Here is a 21,324-nt window from a genome sequence, read left to right as displayed (position 1 = left end):
CGTGATCGGAGAGCCAGCCCGTCGAGAGCGGCGAGCCGGTGAACGCGGAGGTCGGCCGGGGTCAGCGGCCCTGGAGGGCGTCGAGGGCGACAGCCATGGCGATCACCAGTCTCCGGTCGATCTGCGGGTTCTGAATCTCGACGACGTAGCGGTCACGCAGGCCCCACTTCTTGACCACGGTGAAGATGGGCTGGCCGTCCGCGACGAAGTCGAAGTGGTACGGCAGCCAGGACAGCGACTCGACGAACCGGCGTACCAGCGCCACCGGCATGCTGCGCTCCTGGCCGGTGACGTTGGGCAGGCCGGGCTGCTCGACGTGCCAGGTCGAGCGGAGAAGCGACTGCGCGAAGTCCTTGCGGAACAGTCCGACCGGATTGCCGGCGTGGTCGGTGACGTCGTACGTGGCGCCGAGGTCGAGGCGCTGGCGGGCCTTGAAGCCGAGCAGGGGCTGCTGCTTGGTGTCGTCGGTGTAGATCGTCACCTGCTCCTTGAAGGCGAGTCGCTTCTGCTGGGCGAAGGCCAGCAGCCCACCCTCGGAGCCGTCCGGTGCGACCCTGTGGACCTCGTACTGGTTGACCATGAACCGCACCCGCTGGCGGATGTGGAACTGCTGCTGCGTCTGCAAGCTGTCGAGCTGCATGAGAACTCCTCAGATGTGGTGCGCCGGAGTGTCGCACAGCCCGGCAACCGCCTGTCCGCAGGACCGGTCCGGTCCGGATCGGGCCGGGTGGCGGGCCGCCGGGCTCGCCGTCAGCGGGTGCCGTCGGTGGCAGCCCGGTGAGTCCAGGTGGTGAGCAGTTGGTGGATCGTGCGGAGCCGCTCGTTGATCTGATCCAGTCGTTCGGCCTGCGCCAGGGTGGCGAGCGCCGTACCCAGCGCGATCTGCTGATCGATGTCGAGCTTCTCCTGATCGATGGTGTAGAGCAGGTCGACGGTCTCGGCGATGGTGTCGGCCACGGCCCCTCCTCCATGTGCGGGCGAGACGGCAAACGCAAGCACGGCGCTCGATGGAAGCGTTCCCAAACTCTTGCCCGGAAGACGCCGACTTCATGCCTGCCCGGCCACCCCGGCCTGCCCTTGTCCCTCCGGCAGATTGGACAGCACCACGTCGAGTACCCGGATCGCGCCGGACTTGGACAGCGGGTTGTTGCCGTTGCCGCACTTGGGCGACTGCACGCAGGACGGGCAGCCGGCCTCGCAGCAGCACTCGGCGACCGCGACACGGGTGGCTCGCAGCCAGGCGGCGGCCATGCCGTACGCCCGCTCCGCGAAGCCCGCACCCCCGGGGTGGCCGTCGTAGACGAAGACGGTCGGTGCCTCGGTGTCCGGATGCACCGCCGTGGACAGCCCGCCGATGTCCCACCGGTCGCTGGTGGCCACCAGCGGCAGCAGCCCGATCGCCGCGTGCTCGGCGGCGTGCAGCGCCCCCGGCACGTCGGCCGGATCCACGCCGGCGGTGGCCAGCGACTGCGGTGAGATGGTGAACCAGACCGCGACGGTGCGCAGCTCGCGCGCGGGCAGGTCCAGCGGGCGGGTGTCGATCACCTCGCCGGTGGCGATCCGCCGCCGCTGGTACGACACCACCTGGCTGGTCACGTCCACCTCGCCGAGGAACATCCCGACCGGGCCGGCGTCGACATACGAGCGCACCGACACCACCGACAGTGAGGTGACGTCCCGGGCGTGGGTGGACCAGTCCGGCTCCTGCGGGTGCACCAGCGCGCATCCGTCGGCGAGGTCGAGGGAGTCGACCACGTACGACACGCCCTGGTGCAGGTAGACCGCGCCGGCATGCAGCAGGAAGTGCGACGAGCCTCCGTCGACCGTGCCGAGCAGCCGACCGGTCGCCGCCTCCACCACACAGACCGGGGCTCCGCCCGCGCCGCGCAGGTCCACCTCGGGCCGTTCCCGATGCCGCCAGTACCAGCCGGTCGGCCGCTGCCGCAGCGCACCCGCCTGGACCAACGCCTCGACGGCCTCCTTCGCGCCGGCACCGAAGAGCTCCAGATCGGCGGTGGTCAGTGGCGCCTCGGCCGCCGCGCAGGCCAACTGCGGGCCGAGGACGTACCCGTTGGCCGGGTCGAGCACGGTCGCCTCCACCGGCGCGCCGAACACCGCCTCCGGGTGGTGCACCAGATAGGTGTCCAGCGGGTCGTCCCGGGCCACCAGCACCGCCAGCGCCTCCCGGCCGGCCCGGCCGGCCCGTCCGGCCTGCTGCCACAGTGACGCCCGGGTACCCGGATAGCCGCAGATCAGCACCGCGTCCAGGCCGATCAGGTCGACCCCCAGCTCCAGAGCGTTGGTGGAGGCCAACCCGAGCAGGTCGCCGTGCAGCAGTGCCCGCTCCAACTCGCGGCGCTCCTCGCGCAGGTAGCCGGCCCGGTACGCGGCGACCCGGCCACCGAGCCCGGGTACCGCCTCGTCGAGACTGCGCCGGGCGCTGGTCGCCACCACCTCGGCGCCCCGGCGGGACCGGACGAAGGCCAGCGTGCGTACCCCGGCGGCGACGGTGTCGGCGAGCAGGTCGGCGGTCTCGCGCAGCGCCGACCGGCGGACCTGGGTGACATCGGGCTCGGCGATCGGCCCGTCCACGGGCCCGCATTCTGGTGCCGCGGCGGACCGGTCCGGGGCAAGCAGCGGCGGCTCCCAGAGCGCGAAGGTCACCCCGGCCCGCGGTGAGGTGTCCTCGGTGATGGCTGCCACCGGCAGGCCGGTCAGCCGGCCGGCCGCCGCGGCCGGATCGCCCGACGTCGCGGAGGCCAGCACGAACGTCGGGCCGTCGGCGCGCCCGTAGCGGGCGCACTGGCGTCGCAGCCGGCGCAGCACGTGGGCGACGTGCGAACCGAACACGCCCCGGTAGACGTGGCACTCGTCGACGACCACGTACACCAGCCGGCGCAGGAACCCCGACCACTGGGCATGGCCGGGTAGGACGCCGTGGTGCAGCATGTCCGGGTTGGTGAGGACGAACCGGGCGTGCCGCCGGATCCACTCCCGTTCGGCGCGCGGCGTGTCGCCGTCGTAGCAGGCCGGCCGTACGCCCTCGACCTCGAGCGCGGCGACGGCGCGTAGCTGGTCGGCGGCGAGTGCCTTGGTCGGTGCCAGGTAGAGCACCGTGGCGCGGGGGTCGGCGAGCAGCGTGGCCAGGGCGGGCAGCTGGTAGGCCAGCGACTTGCCGGACGCGGTGCCGGTGGCCACCACCACGTGCCGGCGGTGGTACGCCAGGCCGGCCGCCTCGACCTGGTGCCGCCACGGCGAGGCCACCCCGCGCCGGCGGTACGCCAGCCGTAGCTCCTCCGGTGCCCAGTCCGGCCACCGCGCCGGCAACCCGTCGCGGGGTGGTACCCGTTCGACGTGTGTGACCGGATCGGTGCCGTGTCGCTGGCGCAGCCGGCGCAGCAGGTCTCCCGGCGCTGTGGCCGGCGGGCCGGCGCGGGCGGTGCCCGGTGCTCGCTCCGGGCCGCTGCCGGCGGATACGGTGGCTGCCGAGGTCACGTCCTGCACTCTCGCACTGGTGTTCGGGAATGGGAAATCGGCGTGCCGGATACGGGTGGACCTGCCCAGGTGAGTCGTCCGCCGGTCCTTCGGGTAGTGGTTAGATGCCAACAGAGTTTACGGCTGTCCGAGGGAGGACCGATGGAGCTGTCGCTGGCGACCCGCACCGTGGGGGAGCACACGGTGCTCGAGGTCGGCGGTGAGGTGGACGTATACACCGCCCCCCGGCTGCGCGAGCGGCTCCTCGAACTGATCGACGGCGGGGTCCGGCACGTGGTGGTCGACCTCGGCCGGGTGGATTTCCTCGACTCCACCGGGCTGGGTGTCCTGGTCGGCGCTCTCAAGAGGTTGCGTACCGCCGACGGCACTTTCGCCCTGGTGTGCGACAAGGAGCCACTGCTCAAGATCTTCCGGATCACGGCACTGGACCAGGTGTTCCCGCTGCACAGGACGGTCGAAGCGGCGACCGGTACCGGCAAGTGATGGCCACGGTCCGGCTCTCCTTCTCTCCCGCGCCGGTGCACGTGCGGACCGCCCGCCTGGTCGGTGTCGCGGTGGCCCGACGTGCGGGCGTCCGCGAGGACCTGCTCGACGAGGTGCGGCTGGCCATCGGTGAGGCGTGCACCCGGGCGGTCGCGTTGCACCGTCAGTACGGCCTCTCCGAGTCGGTGCTGGTGGAGATGTCCGACTCCGGGGCGTACTCGGTGCGGGTGGTGGACCGGGCCCCGATCGAGGCGGGTATCGGACTTGCCGCGCTCGACGCCGACCAGTTGGCCAACGAGTCGTTGGACGAGGACGACCTGACCACCGGTGTCGGCTTCGCCCTGCTCGCTGGATTCGTCGAGGACCTTCAGGTCCGGCCGGTCGACGACGGCATCGGCACCGAGGTGCGGATGATCTGGCCGGTCGCGCACTGACCGCGGTCACGCACTGACCGCGTGTCATGTGTCCGTTCCTATATCAGATTTCGATTCGTAACACAGCGACGGAGATCATCGAGACATCCCGCCCCCTCGGTGTGACCTCCAACACTGCGGACGGCTACAGTACCCGGGTTGTCAGCAAGTGATCCACCAGCGCAGATAGGCGTTCGACGCCGGTCTGCCGGAGTCGGTCGGCGCGCTTGCTAATTCGCATCCAGGCGCCGGTCGGTGCGTCTCCATCGGCCGGCGCATTGTTCGGCACAGGAGGACACAGATGTCCGACAGCTTGGCCGCCGAAGGCGGCGGCGCCGCCGAGGTCGGCGCGCTCTCCCTCACCGGAGCCAATGTCACGTACGTCGTCATCGCCGCGGTGATCGCGCTGGTCGCGCTCGCCTTCGCCGCCGCGTTGACGAAGACCGTGCTGGCGGCCGGTAAGGGCACCACCAACATGCAGGAGATCTCCGGGGCCGTGCAGGAGGGCGCCTCGGCCTATCTTTTCCGACAGTTCCGCACCCTGGCGATCTTCGTGGTGATCGCCGTGGTGCTGCTGTTCCTGCTGCCGGTGCACAACACCGACGGCAGCGAGATCGCGGTGAAGATCGGCCGTTCGCTCTTCTTCGTGGTCGGCGCCCTGTTCAGCGCCTTCATCGGCGGCGCGGGCATGTGGCTGGCCACCCGGGCCAACCTGCGGGTGGCGGCCGCCGCACGGGAGCGCGAAGGTGGCCGGGAGACGGCCATGAAGATCGCCTTCCGGACGGGTGGCGTGGTCGGCTTCCTCACCGTCGGCCTCGGTCTCTTCGGTGCCGCGCTGGTCGTGCTGGTCTTCCGGGGTGACGCGCCGACGGTGCTGGAGGGCTTCGGTTTCGGTGCCGCGCTGCTGGCCATGTTCATGCGGGTCGGCGGCGGCATCTTCACCAAGGCCGCCGACGTGGGCGCCGACCTGGTCGGCAAGGTCGAGCAGGGCATCCCCGAGGACGACCCCCGTAACGCCGCGACCATCGCCGACAACGTGGGCGACAACGTCGGAGACTGTGCCGGCATGGCCGCCGACCTGTTCGAGTCGTACGCGGTCACCCTGGTCGCCGCGCTGATCCTGGGTCGGGCCGCGTTCGGCTCCGACGGTCTGGTGCTGCCGCTGATCATTTCCACGATCGGTGTGCTGGTCGCCATCATCGGCGTCTTCATCACCCGGCTGCGTCCCTCCGACCGCAACGGCCTGACCGCGATCAACCGGGCGTTCTACTTCTCCGCGCTGATCTCGGCGGTGCTGGTCGCGGTGGCCACGTTCGCCTACCTGCAGCCGTCGTGGGCGGCGCAGCTCGGCGACGACTGGCGGGAGACCCTCAACGTCAACGGCGGGGACCCGCTCTTCGGCCCGCGTGGCGTGGTCATCGGCGCGGTCGTCATCGGCATCGTGCTGGCCGCCGCCATCCAGGCGCTCACCGGCTACTTCACCGAAACCAACCGGCGCCCGGTGCAGGACATCGGCAAGAGTTCGCAGACCGGCGCGGCCACCGTCATCCTCGCCGGCATCAGCGTCGGCCTGGAGTCGGCGGTCTACTCGGCGCTGCTTATCGCCGCTGGTGTGTTCGGCGCGTTCCTGCTGGGTGGCGGCTCCATCACCCTTTCGCTGTTCGCCGTGGCGCTGGCCGGTATCGGTTTGCTCACCACGGTCGGCGTGATCGTCGCGATGGACACGTTCGGCCCGATCTCGGACAACGCCCAGGGCATAGCCGAGATGTCCGGCGACATCGACGAGCACGGCGCACGGACGCTCACCGAGTTGGACGCGGTGGGCAACACCACCAAGGCGATCACCAAGGGCATCGCGATCGCCACCGCGGTGCTGGCCGCGACCGCGCTGTTCGGCTCCTACACCGACACCCTGCGCAGCGCGTACGCGGATGCGGGTGTGGGCGACGTCAACGACATGATCCTCAACGCGTTGAACGTGTCGAACCCGCAGAACCTGGTCGGCCTGATCATCGGTGCGGCGGTGGTGTTCCTCTTCTCCGGCCTGGCCATCAACGCGGTCTCCCGCTCGGCGGGCGCCGTGGTGATGGAGGTCCGCCGGCAGTTCCGTGAGCTGCCCGGAATCATGGACCGCACCCAGCGGCCGGAGTACGGCAAGGTGGTGGACATCTGCACCCGGGACGCGCAGCGTGAGCTGCTGACCCCCGGCCTGCTGGCCATCCTGGCGCCGATCGCGGTCGGCTTCGGCCTCGGGCCCGGCGCGCTGGCGTCGTACCTGGCCGGTGCGATCGGGGCCGGCACGCTGATGGCGGTCTTCCTGGCCAACTCCGGCGGCGCCTGGGACAACGCCAAGAAGATGGTCGAGGACGGCGCGCACGGCGGCAAGGGCTCCGAGGCGCACTCCGCGACCGTCATCGGCGACACCGTCGGTGACCCGTTCAAGGACACCGCCGGCCCGGCGATCAACCCGCTGCTGAAGGTGATGAACCTGGTCGCGCTGCTGATCGCGCCGGCAGTGGTGGCCTGGAGCGTGGGCGACGAGCGCAACGTCGGCCTGCGGATCACCATCGCGGTGGTGGCGACGGCGATCATCGTCGCGTCGGTGGTGTTCAGCAAGCGCAAGGGCATCGCGATGGATGACGACACCGACAGTGGTGCCGGCACCGTGGACCCTCGTCCGGAGTCGATCAAAGCCTGATCGGCATGGAACCTCCGGTCCCCGGTCGGCAACCGCCGACCGGGGACCGGTCGCCCGTCCGGACCGGTACGCCTGACCGGTGCCCAGCCGCGCCTGACGCCGTACCCTGCAACGCATGCGTACGTGCCGGGCGGCAGCCGCCGGAAAGCTCACGGTGGTCCTGGCCACGCTGGTCCTGCTGGCCGCCGGATGCGGGTCAAACGGTCCCAGCCCACGGGCCTGGGCCGCCTCGGTGTGCTCGGCGCTGAACCCCTGGCGGGCCGAGATCAGCAAGTTGACCAGCAGCACGCACCAGCAGATGACCGCGCAGACCACCCCCGCTCAGGCCAAGGAGAACCTGGTTCGGCTCTTCGGCGGGGCCGAGCAGGCAAGCGAGACCGCCCGGAAAAAGGTGGAGCAGGCGGGGGTGCCCCAGGCCGAGCACGGTGCCGAGGTCTCCGCCGGTTTCCGGTCCTCGCTCGCATCGATGCGGGACGCCTACGGCCGGGCCCGGTCCGCCATCGACGGCCTGGCCACCGGCGAGGCCACCGCCTTCTACGACGGCGTGCGGAGCACCGTGGGGACCCTCCAGCAGGAGTACGACGCGAGCGCGCTGGACACCAGCCGGCTGGACTCTGAGGAACTCAAGCGCGCCTTCGACGAGGTACCTGAATGCCGTTGAGCGGTTCCGGGGAGATGCCGGCGGCGCAGTCGCTGCCGGTGGCTTTCCCGACGCCCGACCCGCCCCCGCCGGCAGCACGCCGGCGAGGACCCGGCGGTCGACGGGCCACCGCGAGTGCCGGCACCGGGGAGCTGGGCGCCGATCCGCCGGCCGGCGACGACGCTCCGGAACCGGTCACGGGGCAGCCGGCCGGCGCCGACCGGCAACTGGTCTTCTTCGGTGCCGAGACCGGCGAACCCTCGGTTGTCGATCTCGCCGGGTTGCTCGCCGGACCGGGCGAGGTGCAGCGGATGGGCGGTACCGCCCGGCTTTCGGTGGTGGTGGACGCCGCGTGGCGGGTACACGTGCTTGTCGGCGAGCTGGCCCAGCGGGGTGTCCGGGCCAGCTGGGCGGCCACCGAGGACCACCGGTACGCGATCCGCACGGCGTACACCCGGACGATCGTGCCGCTCGCGGCGGCCTGGCTGCGCGGCCCGACGCAGCACCCGCCGCCCGGGTTCCAGCTCGACGGCCGGCGGTTGCGCCTCTGGCTCGTCGCGGCCGGGGTGGCCGAACCACCGGACTTCCTGCTCCGGCTGGGTGGCTCCGATGCGCAGCGGTGGTCGGTGGTCGGTGCCGCCCTGGCCCGGGCGGGTTTGGCCGGTGATCTGGTCGAGCCGGGTCCGGGCGGCGCCACTTACCTGATCAGGGGACGCCGGCGCACGCTGCGGTTGGCTGAGTTGGTCGGCGAGCGGCCGGCTGCGGCCCCGATGGCCGCCTGGCCGAGCCGCGGGTGAGGTCGGGCCGATGGCTTCCGGCTGTCTGATCTTGGACATCTCGGGTGTCGGGGAACACAGGGCGGATCGGCAGGCTGCTACCTCCACCGAGGGGCTGCGATGGTTACAGCGGCCGCTCGACGCCCTACCCAGGGTGTACGGTGACGCCGGTCGACGTGACCATCAGATCGTCCTGGGCAGATTGCCGCCCGCGAAACCTGAAACACGGACGGCGCGTTACGTTGGACATCCGGACCGCCGGGTACCGGTGGGTGGAGTCCGCCCGGAGCCGGCCAGGCGCGGCCATCTAGTCAGGAATGAGGTCGAAGCAGACGTGCCGAGCAACGCTGGAACCACCCGTCTGGTCATCGTCGAGTCTCCGGCGAAGGCCAAGACGATCTCGGGCTACCTCGGCCCGGGGTACGTCGTGGAGGCCAGCTTCGGGCACGTCCGCGACCTGCCGCGTAACGCCGCCGACGTGCCGGCGAAGTACAAGGGCGAGGCATGGGCCCGGCTCGGGGTCGACGTCGACAACGGATTCCACGCCCTCTACGTCGTCTCCGCCGACCGCAAGCAGCAGATCAGCAAGCTGACCAAGCTGGCCAAGGAGGTCGACGAGATCTTCCTCGCCACGGACGAGGACCGTGAGGGCGAGGCGATCGCCTGGCACCTGGTGGAGACGCTCAAGCCGAAGGTGCCGGTCCGGCGGATGGTCTTCCACGAGATCACCAAACCGGCAATCGAGGCGGCGGTGGCCAACCCGCGCGAGATCGACCGAGACCTGGTCGACGCCCAGGAGGCGCGGCGCATCCTCGACCGGCTCTACGGCTACGAGGTCTCCCCGGTGCTGTGGAAGAAGGTCATGCCGAGGCTGTCGGCGGGCCGGGTGCAGTCCGTGGCGACCCGGATCGTGGTCGAGCGGGAGCGGCAGCGGATGGCATTCCGAACCGCCGAGTACTGGGACATCCTCGCCACGCTCGCCGTGACCAACCCGGGCGAAGGGCCACGCAACTTCAACGCCACCCTGGTCGCGTTGAACGGTGACCGGATCGCCACCGGCAAGGACTTCGAGCCGACCACCGGTCGCGTTCGGGCCGGGGCGGGCGTCGTGCACCTGGACGAGGGGGGTGCCCGCGGGCTCGCCGCCCGGCTGGACGGGCGGCCGTTCGCCGTCACGCGGGTCGAGGAGAAGCCGTACCGGCGTCGGCCGTACGCGCCCTTCATCACCTCCACCCTCCAGCAGGAGGCGGCCCGCAAGCTACGGCTCTCGTCGCAGCAGACGATGCGCACGGCGCAGCGGCTCTACGAGAACGGCTACATCACCTACATGCGTACCGACTCGGTGAACCTGTCGGAGACCGCTATCGCGGCGGCCCGCCGGCAGATCATCGAGCTGTACGGTGAGCGCAGTGTGCCGCCGGAGCCGCGCCGCTACACCGGCAAGGTGAAGAACGCGCAGGAGGCGCACGAGGCGATCCGTCCGGCGGGCGACAACTTCCGCACCCCGGGCGAGGTGGCCGAGGAGTTGTCGGCCGAGGAGTTCAAGCTCTACGAGCTGATCTGGCGGCGTACCATCGCCTCGCAGATGACCGACGCGGTCGGCTCCAGCGTCTCGGTCCGCATCCGGGCGACCACCGCCGCCGGCGAGGAGGCCGACTTCGGCGCCACCGGGAAGACCATCACCGATCCAGGATTCCTGCGCGCCTACGTCGAGTCCAGCGACGACGAGAACGCCGAGGCGGAGGACGCCGAGCGTCGGCTGCCCAACCTGGTGAAGGACCAGCCGCTCACCGCCCAGGAGTTGGCCGCGCAGGGCCACCACACCCAGCCACCGTCCCGCTACACCGAGGCGTCGCTGGTCAAGGCTCTGGAGGAGTTGGGTATCGGCCGCCCGTCCACGTACGCCTCGATCATGCAGACGATCCAGGACCGCGGGTACGTCGCCAAGCGCGGCCAGGCCATGATCCCGTCGTTCCTCGCGTTCGCGGTGATCGGGCTGATGGAGCGCCACTACCCGCGCCTGATCGACTACGACTTCACCGCCAGCATGGAGAACGAGCTGGACGAGATCGCCGGTGGTGACCACGCCGCCGTCGACTTCCTCACCGCCTTCTACTTCGGCACCACCAACGGCGCCGGGGACCAGGACATCGCCCGCTCCGGTGGGCTCAAGAAGCTGGTCACCGAGAACCTCAGCGACATCGACGCGCGCAGCGTCAACTCCATCCCGCTGTACACCGACGACGGCGGACGTGAGGTGGTGGTGCGGGTCGGCCGGTACGGGCCGTACCTGCAACGCTCGACGCCCGGCCAGGAGCAGACCTCCGCCGGGGAGGGCGAGGAGGGCACCACCCCGGGCGACCGGGCTCCGATCCCCGAGGGGCTGGCGCCGGACGAACTGACCCCGGAGAAGGTGCACGAGCTGTTCCTCGGCGGCGGTGGCGAACGCAAACTGGGCGACGACCCGGCAACCGGGGAGCCGATCCTGCTCAAGTCCGGCCGGTTCGGCCCGTACGTGGCCAGCGGAGACCGGAAATCCTCGCTGCTGCGGTCGCAGTCGCCGGACTCGATCACCCTCGACGAGGCGCTCAAGCTGCTCAGCCTGCCCCGGCTGATCGGCGTGGGGCCGGACGGCGCTGAGGTGGTCGCCAACAGCGGCCGCTACGGGCCTTACGTCAAGCGTGCCGACGAGTTCCGCTCGCTGGACTCGGAAGACAAGATGTTCACCGTCACGCTGGACGAGGCGCTGGCGTTGCTGGCCGCCCCGAAGACCCGCCAGCGCCGGGCCGCGGCTCCGCCGCTGCGGGAGATGGGCGCCGACCCGCTGACCGAGAAGCCGCTGGTCATCAAGGATGGCCGGTTCGGCCCGTACGTCACCGACGGGGAGACCAACGCCTCCCTGCGGCGCGGTCAGACCCCCGAGGAGTTGAGCCTGGTGGAGGCGTCCGAGATGCTCGCCGAGAAGCGGGCAAAGGGTCCGGCCCCGAAGAAGGCCCCGTCAAAGAAGGCCCCGTCAAAGAAGGCCACCGCGAAGAAGACCCCCGCAAAGGCCACCGCAACGAAGAAGACCGCCACGGCGAAGAAGACCACCACCACCGCCACCCGCACCACCGACTGACCCTGCCCTGATCTCGGCCTGCTAGGCACCCCGCCCCGACCGCCTCGTCGATCTAGGGGCTTTCGCTGTGGCTGAAGATCGACTAACGACACTCTGCCCTAGATCGGCGAGGCGGGGCGAGGCGGGCGGCGTGGGTTGGGGTGGGGTGGGTGGGGCGGGATGCTGCGGCCGCGTTCATTCTCAGCCGAGGAGGGTGGTCAGGTAGGGGGTGGTCAGGGTGCGGTGGGGGTCCAGGTGGGCGCGGATCCGTTGGAAGTCGTGCCAGCGGGGGTAGGCGGGGGCCAGCGACTCGGCGTCGCGCCAGTGCAGTTTGCCCCAGTGTGGGCGGCCGCCCAGTTCGGTCGCCACCTTCTCAAAGGCACGGAAGTACGGCTCGTAGGGCATGCCGACGTACTGGTGCACGGCAAGGTACGCCGAGTCACGCCCGTAGGAGTGCGACAGTGGGATCCGGTCGGCGGCGGTGAACCGCACCTCGACCGGGAAGAGCACCTTGAACGGCAGCCTGTCGATGATCCGGCGCAACGCGCCGAGGGCGTCGACCAGTGCTTCGCGTGGTAGCGCGTACTCCATTTCCAGGAAGCGGACGCGGCGCGGGCTGCAGAAGACCGCGTCGGAGCGGCCGGTGTAGCCGCGTTCGGTCAGCGCCCGGGCGGAGAGTGCGCTGATTGTGGGCGCGAGAGTCGGCATCGCGCGGCCGAGCCGGCAGGCCCCGGCGAAGACGGTGTTGGCCAGGAAGTCGTCCTCCAGCCAGCTGCGCCAGCGAGACAACGGCCGGTCGTCGATGGGCACCCGATCGTTTGTCTTCAGCTGCACCTGGCTGGTGTACGGGAACCAGAAGAACTCGACGTGATCGTGTGCGTCGACCAGTGTGGGAAGCTCCGCCAGTACGGAGTCCAGGGACGCCGGGCGTTCGTGCGCACGCAGTACGAAGGCGTCCACGCACCGCAATGTGACCTCGACGAGTACGCCGAGCGCGCCGAGTGAGACCCGGGCGGCGTCGAACACGTCGGGCCGCTCGTCGGCCGAACAGCGCAGCACCTCACCGGCCCCGGTGACCAGGGTCAGCGCCTCGACGAAGGTGGCCAGGCCACCGTGTGCCGCGCCGGTGCCGTGGGTGCCGGTGACGATCGCTCCGGCCACGGTCTGCGCGTCGATGTCGCCGAGGTTGGGTAGCGCCAGCCGGTGGCCGGCGAGTAGGGCGTTCAGCTCCCGCAGCGTCATTCCGGCCGGTACGGTGACGAGACGTTGATCGACGTCCACGAGTACGTCGACGGCGAGCCGGGCAAGGTCCATCCGTCTGCCGTCGCCGACCGCGACGGGGGTGAAGGAGTGGCCGCTACCGACGGGGCGGATCCGCTCACCGGCCTCGGCGGTTGCGCGGACCTGCTCGGCAACCTCTGCGACGGAGGACGGTCGGAGGACAGCGAGGGCGCGGCTTTGCTGGTTGCCGGCCCAGTTGGTCCAGGTGGCGGCATCGGCGGATCTGGTCGGGGCCATCGGCGCGCTCCTCAAGATGAATACGAACCGAATTCATATCAGGAACGTTGTTCCTGGTAAACACCGCAATCGAGGTCCGCTCGTTGTACCGGTAGTCACGGTTTCGTGACGTGCAGATATGTTCATCCGTCGAGAGGGGGTGGCGAGTGTCCACTTCAGCCGCCACGACCGGGCCGCTGCGCCGTGTACCGGTGCAGGGTCGAAGTGTCGCGCGCGTTCAGCGAATGCTGGACGCCTGTGCCGAACTCGTCGACGAGGTGGGGTACGAAGGGCTGACCACCACCCTGCTCGCCGAGCGGGCTGAGGTGGCGATCGGGTCGGTCTACCAGTTCTTTCCGGACAAGCGGGCGATCGTGCAGGCGCTGACGCTGCGCACGATGGAGTCCTATCTCCAGCGGCTCGACGAACGCTTCGCCTCGGATGATCTGACCCACTGGTGGGACGGGGTCGACGCGGGGATCGATGAATACATCACGATGCACCGCACCGTTCCCGGGTTCCGTACCCTGCACTTCGGCGACGTGGTCGACCTGCATCTGCTCGATGAGCAGCGGGACAACAACGGGGTGATCGCCGACCAGTTGGGCCGGGTGCTCACCGAGCGGTTCGGCCTGGCCGGCGTCCCCGAGCTGCGTTTTCATCTGGAGATCGCGGTGGAGGCGGCCGACGCCCTGATCAAGCTCGCGTTCCGGCGGAAGCCGGACGGCGACGACCGGGTGTTGACCGAGGCGAAGGCGCTGATCCGCGAGTACCTGCACCGTCAGGTGAACGCGCGGGGCGATACCGCCTACCGGCCGGTCGTGCAGCCCGCGAAGCCGGCCGACGACCAGATCGGCGAGGCCGCCCAACCGGCTGCCCAGCCCGCCTGACGGTCAGCCGCCCGCCGGTCAGAGGAAGGCGCGGCCCTCACCTCGGTAGGTCGGCACGGTGGCCACCACCCGGTCGCCGTCCACCAGGTGCAGCTCGTTGACCCGTTCGCACAGCTCTCCCGACTTGGCGTGGCGGAACCAGACCCGGTCGCCGATGCGCAGGGCGGCGGCCCGCGGCCCGGCCAGCGGCGTCTGCACCTCGCCGGCTCCCTCCGTGCCGAGCAGCCTGAGCCCGGTGGGCAACCACGGTCGGGGCAGTCGGCTGGGGTCGGCCGTCCCGGAGGCGATCCAACCGCCACCGAGGACGGTGGCCAGTCCGGGTGCCGGCCGGCGGACGACCGGGCAGGCGAAGAGGGCCGCCGGGGTGGGTTGCCAGGCCCGGTAGGTGTCGAACAGTGTCGGCCCGTACAGCCCCGATCCCGCGGTGACCTCGGTTACCGCGGGATCGGCGCTGGTCGTGGCCACGCTGCCGGTGCCGCCGCCGTTGACGAACTCCAGGTCCGCGTGCTCGCGTACCGCGGCAACCGCCGTGCTCCGGCGGGCCAGCAACTCGCGGTACGACCCGCGTTGTGCGAGCCGGATCGCGGTGCGGAGCGCCGCCTTTCCCGGCGGTGCGTCGCCCAGGCCGGCGATCTGTGCCTCGTACGACATCAACCCGACCAGCCGGAATCCTGGCCGGTAGGCGACGGTGGCGGCGAACCGGCCGGCCGCCCGTACGGTGTGCACCGGCGAGCGACGCACACCGACGTGTACCCGGCCGCCCAGCAGCCGCCAGGAGGCGTCCAGGTCGAGGCAGATTCGCAGCTCCGGCCGGCGACCGGGGGACGACACCGCGTCGCAGAAGTCCAGTTGGTCCGGATCGTCGACCATGAGAGTGACCGCTGCCACGAGCATCGGGTCGGCGACGAGTGCCGCCAGCGCTCCCCGGTCGACCGTGGGGTACGCCACCAGCACGTCGGCGCTGACGCCGGTGCGGACCAGCCAGATCGCCTCGGGCAGCGTGAAGGACATGACCCCGTGCCAGCCCGGCCGGGCCAGCGCGCGGGCGATCAGTTCGCGGCTACGCAGCGACTTGCTGGCGATCCGCAGCGGCTTGCCGTCGGCCCGGTCGGCGAGTGCGGCGGCGTTGCTGTCGAAGGCTCTGAGGTCGACCACCGCGTACGGGGGGTCGAGGCGCGCGGTCGCCCGGTCGAGGCGGTGGCGCAGGTTCTCGCTGTCGGTGGCCACGTGTGCACGCTAACTGTGAAACGGTTAATGCGAAATACCCTCACGTCTGCTCGCCGGGGCCGGACTGGCCGCCACGGCCTAGGCTCGGCGAGCAGGCGATGCAGGACAGGAAGACGTCCCGGTCAGGTCTAGAGTGTTCCATCGGGGGTGCCCAGCGATGGGCCGGCACGTGGAGGTACGGCCATCGAAAGCCAGTTCAACGGCGAGTCGTCCGGCGTGTCGTCGTCCGCGGACCAGCCTGCCGATGCAGCCAGCTCAGCCGGCCAGCCTGCCGGCGGCGCCGCGAACGACCAGCCCGGCGGCGCCGCGGACCAGCCCGGTAAAGCGGGGGCGCAGGGCCCGTCGGGCGGTTCCGGCGGGCAACCCGACCTGACCGGATATGGTGCGATCCGCTCGGTGCTGCGCATCCGGCCGTTCCGCCGGCTCTGGATCGTGCTCGGCGCGGCCTCCTTCGGTGACTGGCTCGGCCTGCTCGCCACGAGTGTCTTCGCCGCCGCCCAGGTGGAGGGGAGCACCGCCAAGGGCGCGGCGTTCGGTGGCGTGATCGCCATCCGGCTGCTACCCGCCCTGCTGCTCGGCCCGTTCGCCGGAGTGCTCGCCGACCGGTTCGACCGGCGCTGGACGATGGTCATCTGCGACCTGCTGCGGTTCGTGCTCTTCGCCTCCATCCCGCTGTACGTGCTGACCGGCGCCAGCGGCGCGCGGGTGGTCAGTTGGGCGGCGATCGCCACCTTCCTGATCGAGACGGTCACCCTGCTCTGGATCCCGGCCAAGGAAGCCGCGGTCCCGAACCTCATCCCGCGGGCCCGGCTGGAGACGGCCAACCAGCTGACCCTGATCACCACGTACGGCCTCACGCCGGTCATCGCCGCGATCGTGCTGTCGTCGCTCGACGGCATCATCCGGGCCGCCACCGGCGGTGAAGTCCCCTCCTGGTCCCAGCCGGCCCAGCTCGCGCTCTGGTTCAACGCCTTCTCCCGGCTCGCCACCGCCGTCGTGGTGGCCTTCGGTATCAAGGAGATCAGCCAGGGGCAGACCGACGAACGGGAGCGGACCGAACAGAGCATGATGCGCCAGTTCACCGAGGGCTGGCGGTTCATCGGGCAGACCCCACTGGTCCGGGGGCTGGTCCTCGGCATTCTCGGCGCGTTCGCCGGCGGCGGGATCGTGATCGGCACCGCCCGGTTCTTCGCCGACTCGCTGGGTGCCGGCGACGCTGCTTTCTACCTTTTGTTCGGCGCGATCTTCATCGGCCTGGCGATCGGCATCGGGCTCGGGCCGATGATCGTGCGGGACATGTCCCGGCGGCGCTGGTTCGGCATGAGCATCGTGCTGGCCAGCGCCTCGGTGATGACGCTGGCCTTCGCCATCCACCTGTCCATGGCGCTGGTCGGCGCGGTCCTGGTCGGCGCCGGCGCGGGGATGGCCTTCCTCTCCGGCACCACCCTGCTCGGCGGCGAGGTCGCCGACGAGGTACGCGGTCGGGTCTTCGCCGTGGTGCAGATCGGCACCCGGCTCGTGCTGATCCTGGCGATCGCGCTGGGCAGCCTGCTCGCCGGCGTCGGTGGATCCCGCACGCTGACCATCGCAGATCTCGGCATCTCCATCTCCTCCACCCGCCTGCTGCTGCTCGTCGCCGGCGCGGCGGGGATCTTCGCCGGGATCAGTGCGTTCGGCCAGATGGACGACAAGAAGGGCGTTCCGGTCCTGGCCGACCTGTGGGGGTCGATCCGGGGTCGTCCGCTGATGCCGGCGGAGCCGTTCGTCTCGGCCGGGCTCTTCGTGGTCTTCGAGGGCGGTGAGGGCGCGGGCAAGTCGACCCAGCTCGCTGTGCTGGCCGAGAAGCTGCGCGGCGACGGGCGGGACGTGGTGGTCACCCGGGAGCCCGGTGCCACCGGCATCGGGGCCCGGATCAGGTCGCTGGTGCTCGACACCACCACTGGGGAGGCGCCCTCGCCGCGCGCCGAGGCGCTGCTCTACGCCGCCGACCGGGCGCACCACGTGGCCACCGTCGTCCGGCCCGCCCTGGTCCGGGGAGCCGTGGTGACCAGTGATCGGTACGTCGACTCGTCCCTGGCCTATCAGGGCGCCGGCCGTACGCTGCCGGTCGACGAGGTCTCCTGGCTCTCCTCCTGGGCCACCGGTGGGCTCAAACCCGACCTGGTGGTGCTGCTCGACGTCGACCCGGGTACCGGGCTGTCCCGGGTGGCCGCCCGCGCCGGGGCCGCCGACCGGCTGGAGGCCGAGGGCGTCTCCTTCCACGAGCGGGTCCGCTACGCCTTCCTGGACCTCGCCGCCGCCGACCCCAAGCGTTACCTGGTGCTGGACGCGGCCCGCCCGGTCGAGGAAATCGCGGAGCAGGTCACCCGCCGGGTGGAGGCGATGCTCGGCGACCGCGGCAACATCGAACACCCGCCGTCGGCGAGCGGCCCGAACACCTCGGTACAACCCGAGTTATCCCCGTCGGAGCTGGTGGTGACGGAGCGGAAGTGATATCGGACGTCTTCCACGACCTGGTCGGTCAGGACGAGGCGGTGGACACCCTTCGGGCCGCAGCCGGGGCCGCTGCCGTGCTGCGTTCGGTCGGCGATCCCACGCTGGAGATCGGCGGCGGACCGGGTGGCGGGATGACCCACGCCTGGATCTTCACCGGCCCTCCCGGATCCGGCCGGTCGGTCGCGGCACGTGCCTTCGCCGCCGCGCTACAGTGCCTGCCCGGCACCGGCTGTGGGACGTGCCCCGGCTGCCACACCACCCTCGCCGGGACCCACGCCGACGTGCGGCTGGTGATGCCCGAGGGGCTTTCCATCGGCGTCAACGAGATGCGGGCCCTGGTGCTCCGGGCGGCCAGCACCCCCTCCGGCGGGCGCTGGCAGGTCGTGATCATCGAGGACGCCGACCGGCTCACCGAGGCGGCCGGCAACGCGCTGCTCAAGGCGGTGGAGGAGCCGCCACCACGTACCGTCTTTCTGCTCTGCGCGCCGTCCACCCACCCGGACGACATCTCGGTGACCATTCGGTCGCGGTGCCGGGTCGTACCGCTTCGCCAGCCGTCCGCCGACGCGGTCGCCGAGGTGCTGGTCCGCCGGGACGGCGTCGCGCCGGACGTGGCGCGGTGGGCGGCGGCGGCCACGCAGGGTCACGTGGGGCGGGCCCGCCGGTTGGCCGGCGATCCGCAGGCGCGCGAGCGGCGTGCGGCGGTCCTGGCGGTGCCGCGTCGGCTGACCAGTGTGGGCGCGGCCTTCGACGCGGCGTCCGCGCTGATCGAGGCGGCCGAGGCGGAGGCCGAGTCGTCGGTCGCGGAAATCGACGCGACGGAACGCTCGGCGCTGGAGACGGCGCTCGGTGCGGGCGGGACCGGCCGGGGCGCGGCCAGTGCCGCCCGGGGGTCAGCCGGGCAGATCAAGGACCTGGAGCGGCGCCAGAAGTCGCGGGCGACCCGGGCGCAGCGGGACGCGTTGGATCGCGCCCTGGTGGACCTGGCCGCCTTCTACCGGGACGCGCTCATGGTGGCGTTGGGTGCGCCGGTGGCGCCGGTGCACGCCGACACAGCGGAACTGGCCGACACGGGCGCCCGTAGCTGGCAGGCGGAGGGGACGCTGCGGCGGCTGGAGGCGGTGCTCTCCTGTCGTACGGCGATCGAGGCCAACGTCAAGCCCCGGATCGCCGTCGAGGCGATGATGCTCTCCCTCTGGAAGGGCTGACTTAGCCGCCGTTCGGTGGGTGGCGCGCCAGCCGTCCCGCGCTCCGGACCGTTATCCACAGCCATCGACAGGCACAATTCGCGTGCGGTACGGTCCGGTGTGCCGTGGTGACGGTGGCGGCACGCACAGTTATGGTGCTCGGGAGGAGTCCGGCGATGCCGCGGGGTGAGATCGACGAGGCGTGGATCGAGGAGGCGATCCGGCGCTACCGCCGGATCGAGTCCCTCCAGGCCGAGTTCGACCAGGCCGTGGCGACGGTCGAGGTCACTGTTCGGTCGCCGGACGGCCTGGTGGAGGTGGTGGTCACCGCCGGGGGCCGGATCACCGACGTGCGGTTCCTCGGGCCCTTGCACGCCCGTGCGCCGCGCGATGTGGCCAATTCGGTGCGGGCCGCGGTCGCTGCGGCTGCGGATGCCGCCGAGTGGGCGAGGGAAAAGCTGCACAACGAAACCTTCACCGCCTACCGACCCTTGACGGGGGCCTGATGGACAGCCTTCGCGCGCTGGCCGGTCGCCTCGACGAGGCGAGCGCCACGCTGACCGCCCTCTCCCGTTCGGTCACCGCGAGTGATCCGGCCCAGGTGGCGTTCGGCACCGACGCACCGGGGCTGCCCGGCGAGATCGGCCGGGCGCTGCACCGACAGTGGGTGGCCGCGACCGGCGACCGGGCACGGGAGGCGCACTCCGCCGCCGCCCAGCTGGCGGCCGTCGCCGCCGCGCTGCGGGAGGCGGCCGACCGGTATTCCGACACCGACACCGTCGCCTCCCGCCGGCTGATCGGCGAAACCTGATGGACGCCCTGGACCGGCTCGCCGAGCCCGGCGTCGACCTGCTTCACCGCGTCGACACGTTGCTGGCAGCCGGTGCCCCGGAGGGGCACCGGGTCTGGCCGTTGCTGCGCCGGATGCAGGTGTTGCCCGGCGAGGCGCTGCGCAGCTTTCTCGATCTGCGTGCCGCACCGCTGGCCACCGCCGGGCACGCCGTGCGCCGGCACGTGCACGGGTACGACCACGCCTGCGCCGCGCTGACCGACCCGGTCCTCTGGTCGGGTTCGGCCGCACTGGCCTACGGCCAGTCCCGGGCCACTCTGCTGCGCCACCTCGACGAGGGGCCGGAGAGCCTGGTCGGGCGGCTGGAGGCCACCGCCGGCTACGCCGACGCGCTGGCCGACTGGGTGGAGGGCAGCCGGCTCGCCGTGGCTCGGGCGTTGGCCGAAGTGATCGGCTCGGCCGAGGCGGTCGCCGTCGTCGCGGCCACCTCGGTCAGCGGCGCTTCGACAGGGGCCGGACCGTCCCCGCCGGGTCGAGCTGCCGCCGCCGAGGTCGGCGCACGGGTGCTGGCGGTGCTCTGTGTCGCCTACGACGGCGCCGAGAACCTGTTGCGGCAGTGGTCACCGAGCCTGGCCGAGTCCTCGTGGCGGCCGGCCGCCGCCCGCTTCCGTCCCGAACCCGGTGGCGGCGCGCCGGGTGGCCGCCCGACCCGCGTCGGCTGGTGACGCCGCCCGGACACGTCGTCGCCCGCGGGACGTAGGGTGAGGACATGGGCATGCTCTGCGCGGTCAGCTTCCAGCGGTACGGGCGCCTCTACTACCTCGACCCTGGTGAGCTGACACCGCAGGTGGGCGACAAGGTGCTGGTTCCCACCGACGACGGGCCCGAGGTGGCGGAGTGCGTGTGGGCGGCGCAGTGGGTGACCGAGGAGACCGAGGGCTTCCCCCGCCTGGCCGGGCTGGCCCAGGATGAGGACCTGCGACGGGACGAGGCGCTGCGGCAGCGCAAGGCCGAGGCCAAGATCGCGGCGAAGCGGCTGATCCGCGAGCATGGCCTGCCGATGAAGGTGGTGGCGGTCGACCACGTGCTCGGCGACGGCGAGAGCGGCGGCGAGCGCAGCACCATCTACTTCACCGCCCCGCATCGGGTGGACTTCCGCTCCCTGGTACGCGATCTCGGTGCGACCCTGCACTGCCGGGTGGAGTTGCGCCAACTCTCGGCCCGGGATTCGGCCCGAGTGCAGGGTGGCATCGGTTCCTGCGGACGCGACCTGTGCTGCGCCACCTTCCTGAACGACTTCGAGCCGGTCACCATCCGGATGGCCAAGGACCAGGATCTACCGCTCAACCCGCTGCGGATCTCCGGTGCCTGCGGCCGGTTGATGTGCTGCCTCAAGTATGAACATCCGCTGTACCAGAAGTTCCAGGAATCCGCGCCGGAGGTCGGCAGCCGCGTCACCACGCCGAAGGGCGACGGCCGCGTGGTCGGCCACAGCGTCCCCCGCGACGCCGTCACGGTCCGCCTCGACACCGACGGCTCCCGCTGCTCCTGCTCCCGCGCCTTTGTCTGCGCCCCCCGCCAGGCCCACGACCAGCACTACACCCCCTGACCAAGCTGATCAAGAAATTCTCGCCT

General features: G+C 71.3%; 18 protein-coding genes. 13 read left to right on the top strand and 5 right to left on the bottom strand.

The window, feature by feature from the left end; all coding sequences use genetic code 11:
• Positions 1–61 precede the first annotated feature (61 nt).
• The 3 genes from ACFHWY_RS12865 to ACFHWY_RS12855 all read right to left on the bottom strand — a co-directional run bounded on the left by ACFHWY_RS12865 (position 62) and on the right by ACFHWY_RS12855 (position 3,402).
• A complete protein-coding gene (locus ACFHWY_RS12865) occupies positions 62–640 on the bottom strand; it encodes a hypothetical protein (RefSeq protein WP_416580396.1) in 579 nt (192 codons plus the stop codon).
• A 110-nt stretch (positions 641–750) separates the two neighbouring features.
• Positions 751–957, bottom strand: coding sequence for a hypothetical protein (locus ACFHWY_RS12860; RefSeq protein ID WP_416580395.1), 207 nt, complete (start codon positions 955–957; stop codon positions 751–753).
• Positions 958–1,047: 90 nt separating this feature from the next.
• Positions 1,048–3,402 carry a DEAD/DEAH box helicase gene (locus ACFHWY_RS12855; protein WP_416580487.1) on the bottom strand — a complete coding sequence of 785 codons (2,355 nt, stop codon included), beginning with the start codon at positions 3,400–3,402 and terminating at the stop codon, positions 1,048–1,050.
• A 234-nt stretch (positions 3,403–3,636) separates the two neighbouring features.
• Between ACFHWY_RS12855 and ACFHWY_RS12850 the strand changes: the two genes are divergently transcribed.
• The 6 genes from ACFHWY_RS12850 to topA all read left to right on the top strand — a co-directional run bounded on the left by ACFHWY_RS12850 (position 3,637) and on the right by topA (position 11,623).
• A complete protein-coding gene (locus ACFHWY_RS12850) occupies positions 3,637–3,978 on the top strand; it encodes an STAS domain-containing protein (protein ID WP_416580394.1) in 342 nt (113 codons plus the stop codon).
• Entirely contained in the window at positions 3,978–4,412 is a 435-nt protein-coding gene (locus ACFHWY_RS12845) for an ATP-binding protein (protein ID WP_416580393.1), read from the top strand. The genes ACFHWY_RS12850 and ACFHWY_RS12845 overlap by 1 nt, the downstream gene beginning before the upstream one ends.
• 280 nt (positions 4,413–4,692) lie before the next feature.
• Positions 4,693–7,089, top strand: a complete 2,397-nt coding sequence (locus tag ACFHWY_RS12840) for a sodium-translocating pyrophosphatase (protein WP_416580392.1) — start codon at positions 4,693–4,695, stop codon at positions 7,087–7,089.
• Between the two features lie 115 nt (positions 7,090–7,204).
• Positions 7,205–7,750 carry a hypothetical protein gene (locus ACFHWY_RS12835; protein WP_416580391.1) on the top strand — a complete coding sequence of 182 codons (546 nt, stop codon included), beginning with the start codon at positions 7,205–7,207 and terminating at the stop codon, positions 7,748–7,750.
• A complete protein-coding gene (locus tag ACFHWY_RS12830; protein WP_416580390.1) occupies positions 7,741–8,526 on the top strand; it encodes a hypothetical protein in 786 nt (261 codons plus the stop codon). The genes ACFHWY_RS12835 and ACFHWY_RS12830 overlap by 10 nt, the downstream gene beginning before the upstream one ends.
• 313 nt (positions 8,527–8,839) lie before the next feature.
• Positions 8,840–11,623 carry a type I DNA topoisomerase gene (gene topA, locus ACFHWY_RS12825; RefSeq protein WP_416580389.1) on the top strand — a complete coding sequence of 928 codons (2,784 nt, stop codon included), beginning with the start codon at positions 8,840–8,842 and terminating at the stop codon, positions 11,621–11,623.
• Between the two features lie 180 nt (positions 11,624–11,803).
• Here the strand turns inward: topA and ACFHWY_RS12820 are convergent, their stop codons facing one another.
• The gene (locus tag ACFHWY_RS12820; protein ID WP_416580388.1) at positions 11,804–13,120 is read right to left on the bottom strand and encodes a D-arabinono-1,4-lactone oxidase; all 1,317 of its coding nucleotides are present in this window, start codon (positions 13,118–13,120) and stop codon (positions 11,804–11,806) included.
• Positions 13,121–13,344: 224 nt separating this feature from the next.
• On the opposite strand from ACFHWY_RS12820, the gene ACFHWY_RS12815 reads away from it, so the two are divergent.
• Entirely contained in the window at positions 13,345–13,989 is a 645-nt protein-coding gene (locus tag ACFHWY_RS12815; protein ID WP_416580387.1) for a TetR family transcriptional regulator, read from the top strand.
• An 18-nt stretch (positions 13,990–14,007) separates the two neighbouring features.
• On the opposite strand, the gene ACFHWY_RS12810 is transcribed toward ACFHWY_RS12815, so the two are convergent.
• Positions 14,008–15,216 carry an amino acid deaminase/aldolase gene (locus ACFHWY_RS12810; RefSeq protein WP_416580386.1) on the bottom strand — a complete coding sequence of 403 codons (1,209 nt, stop codon included), beginning with the start codon at positions 15,214–15,216 and terminating at the stop codon, positions 14,008–14,010.
• Positions 15,217–15,648: 432 nt separating this feature from the next.
• On the opposite strand from ACFHWY_RS12810, the gene tmk reads away from it, so the two are divergent.
• The 6 genes from tmk (at position 15,649) to ACFHWY_RS12780 (ending at position 21,298) form a co-directional block, all read left to right on the top strand.
• Complete coding sequence (gene tmk / locus ACFHWY_RS12805; RefSeq protein ID WP_416580486.1) at positions 15,649–17,709, top strand: dTMP kinase; 2,061 nt, start codon at positions 15,649–15,651, stop codon at positions 17,707–17,709.
• Positions 17,709–18,920, top strand: a complete 1,212-nt coding sequence (locus ACFHWY_RS12800; protein ID WP_416580485.1) for a DNA polymerase III subunit delta' — start codon at positions 17,709–17,711, stop codon at positions 18,918–18,920. Before tmk ends, ACFHWY_RS12800 begins: the two co-directional genes overlap by 1 nt.
• 155 nt (positions 18,921–19,075) lie before the next feature.
• Positions 19,076–19,405, top strand: a complete 330-nt coding sequence (locus ACFHWY_RS12795; RefSeq protein WP_416580385.1) for a YbaB/EbfC family nucleoid-associated protein — start codon at positions 19,076–19,078, stop codon at positions 19,403–19,405.
• On the top strand, positions 19,405–19,710 hold the full coding sequence (locus ACFHWY_RS12790; protein WP_416580384.1) for a hypothetical protein: 306 nt from the start codon (positions 19,405–19,407) through the stop codon (positions 19,708–19,710). The genes ACFHWY_RS12795 and ACFHWY_RS12790 overlap by 1 nt, the downstream gene beginning before the upstream one ends.
• Positions 19,710–20,414, top strand: coding sequence for a hypothetical protein (locus ACFHWY_RS12785; RefSeq protein ID WP_416580383.1), 705 nt, complete (start codon positions 19,710–19,712; stop codon positions 20,412–20,414). Before ACFHWY_RS12790 ends, ACFHWY_RS12785 begins: the two co-directional genes overlap by 1 nt.
• A 44-nt stretch (positions 20,415–20,458) precedes the next feature.
• Complete coding sequence (locus ACFHWY_RS12780; protein WP_416580382.1) at positions 20,459–21,298, top strand: PSP1 domain-containing protein; 840 nt, start codon at positions 20,459–20,461, stop codon at positions 21,296–21,298.
• Positions 21,299–21,324: the final 26 nt, after the last annotated feature.

The organism is Micromonospora sp. LOL_024, from assembly GCF_048060415.1.
Classification (GTDB): domain Bacteria; phylum Actinomycetota; class Actinomycetes; order Mycobacteriales; family Micromonosporaceae; genus Micromonospora.
This window is presented reverse-complemented; position numbering and strand designations above follow the sequence as displayed.

What these genes read in the sequence shown, in the direction of transcription:
- ACFHWY_RS12865 (WP_416580396.1), bottom strand. Translation starts at nt 640, where the DNA reads ATGCAGCTCGACAGCTTGCAGACGCAGCAGCAGTTCCACATCCGCCAG.
- ACFHWY_RS12790 (WP_416580384.1), top strand. Translation starts at nt 19,405, where the DNA reads ATGGACAGCCTTCGCGCGCTGGCCGGTCGCCTCGACGAGGCGAGCGCC.
- ACFHWY_RS12820 (WP_416580388.1), bottom strand. Translation starts at nt 13,120, where the DNA reads ATGGCCCCGACCAGATCCGCCGATGCCGCCACCTGGACCAACTGGGCC.
- ACFHWY_RS12845 (WP_416580393.1), top strand. Translation starts at nt 3,978, where the DNA reads ATGGCCACGGTCCGGCTCTCCTTCTCTCCCGCGCCGGTGCACGTGCGG.
- ACFHWY_RS12815 (WP_416580387.1), top strand. Translation starts at nt 13,345, where the DNA reads ATGCTGGACGCCTGTGCCGAACTCGTCGACGAGGTGGGGTACGAAGGG.
- ACFHWY_RS12835 (WP_416580391.1), top strand. Translation starts at nt 7,205, where the DNA reads ATGCGTACGTGCCGGGCGGCAGCCGCCGGAAAGCTCACGGTGGTCCTG.
- ACFHWY_RS12850 (WP_416580394.1), top strand. Translation starts at nt 3,637, where the DNA reads ATGGAGCTGTCGCTGGCGACCCGCACCGTGGGGGAGCACACGGTGCTC.
- ACFHWY_RS12780 (WP_416580382.1), top strand. Translation starts at nt 20,459, where the DNA reads ATGGGCATGCTCTGCGCGGTCAGCTTCCAGCGGTACGGGCGCCTCTAC.
- ACFHWY_RS12840 (WP_416580392.1), top strand. Translation starts at nt 4,693, where the DNA reads ATGTCCGACAGCTTGGCCGCCGAAGGCGGCGGCGCCGCCGAGGTCGGC.
- ACFHWY_RS12830 (WP_416580390.1), top strand. Translation starts at nt 7,741, where the DNA reads ATGCCGTTGAGCGGTTCCGGGGAGATGCCGGCGGCGCAGTCGCTGCCG.
- ACFHWY_RS12785 (WP_416580383.1), top strand. Translation starts at nt 19,710, where the DNA reads ATGGACGCCCTGGACCGGCTCGCCGAGCCCGGCGTCGACCTGCTTCAC.
- ACFHWY_RS12795 (WP_416580385.1), top strand. Translation starts at nt 19,076, where the DNA reads ATGCCGCGGGGTGAGATCGACGAGGCGTGGATCGAGGAGGCGATCCGG.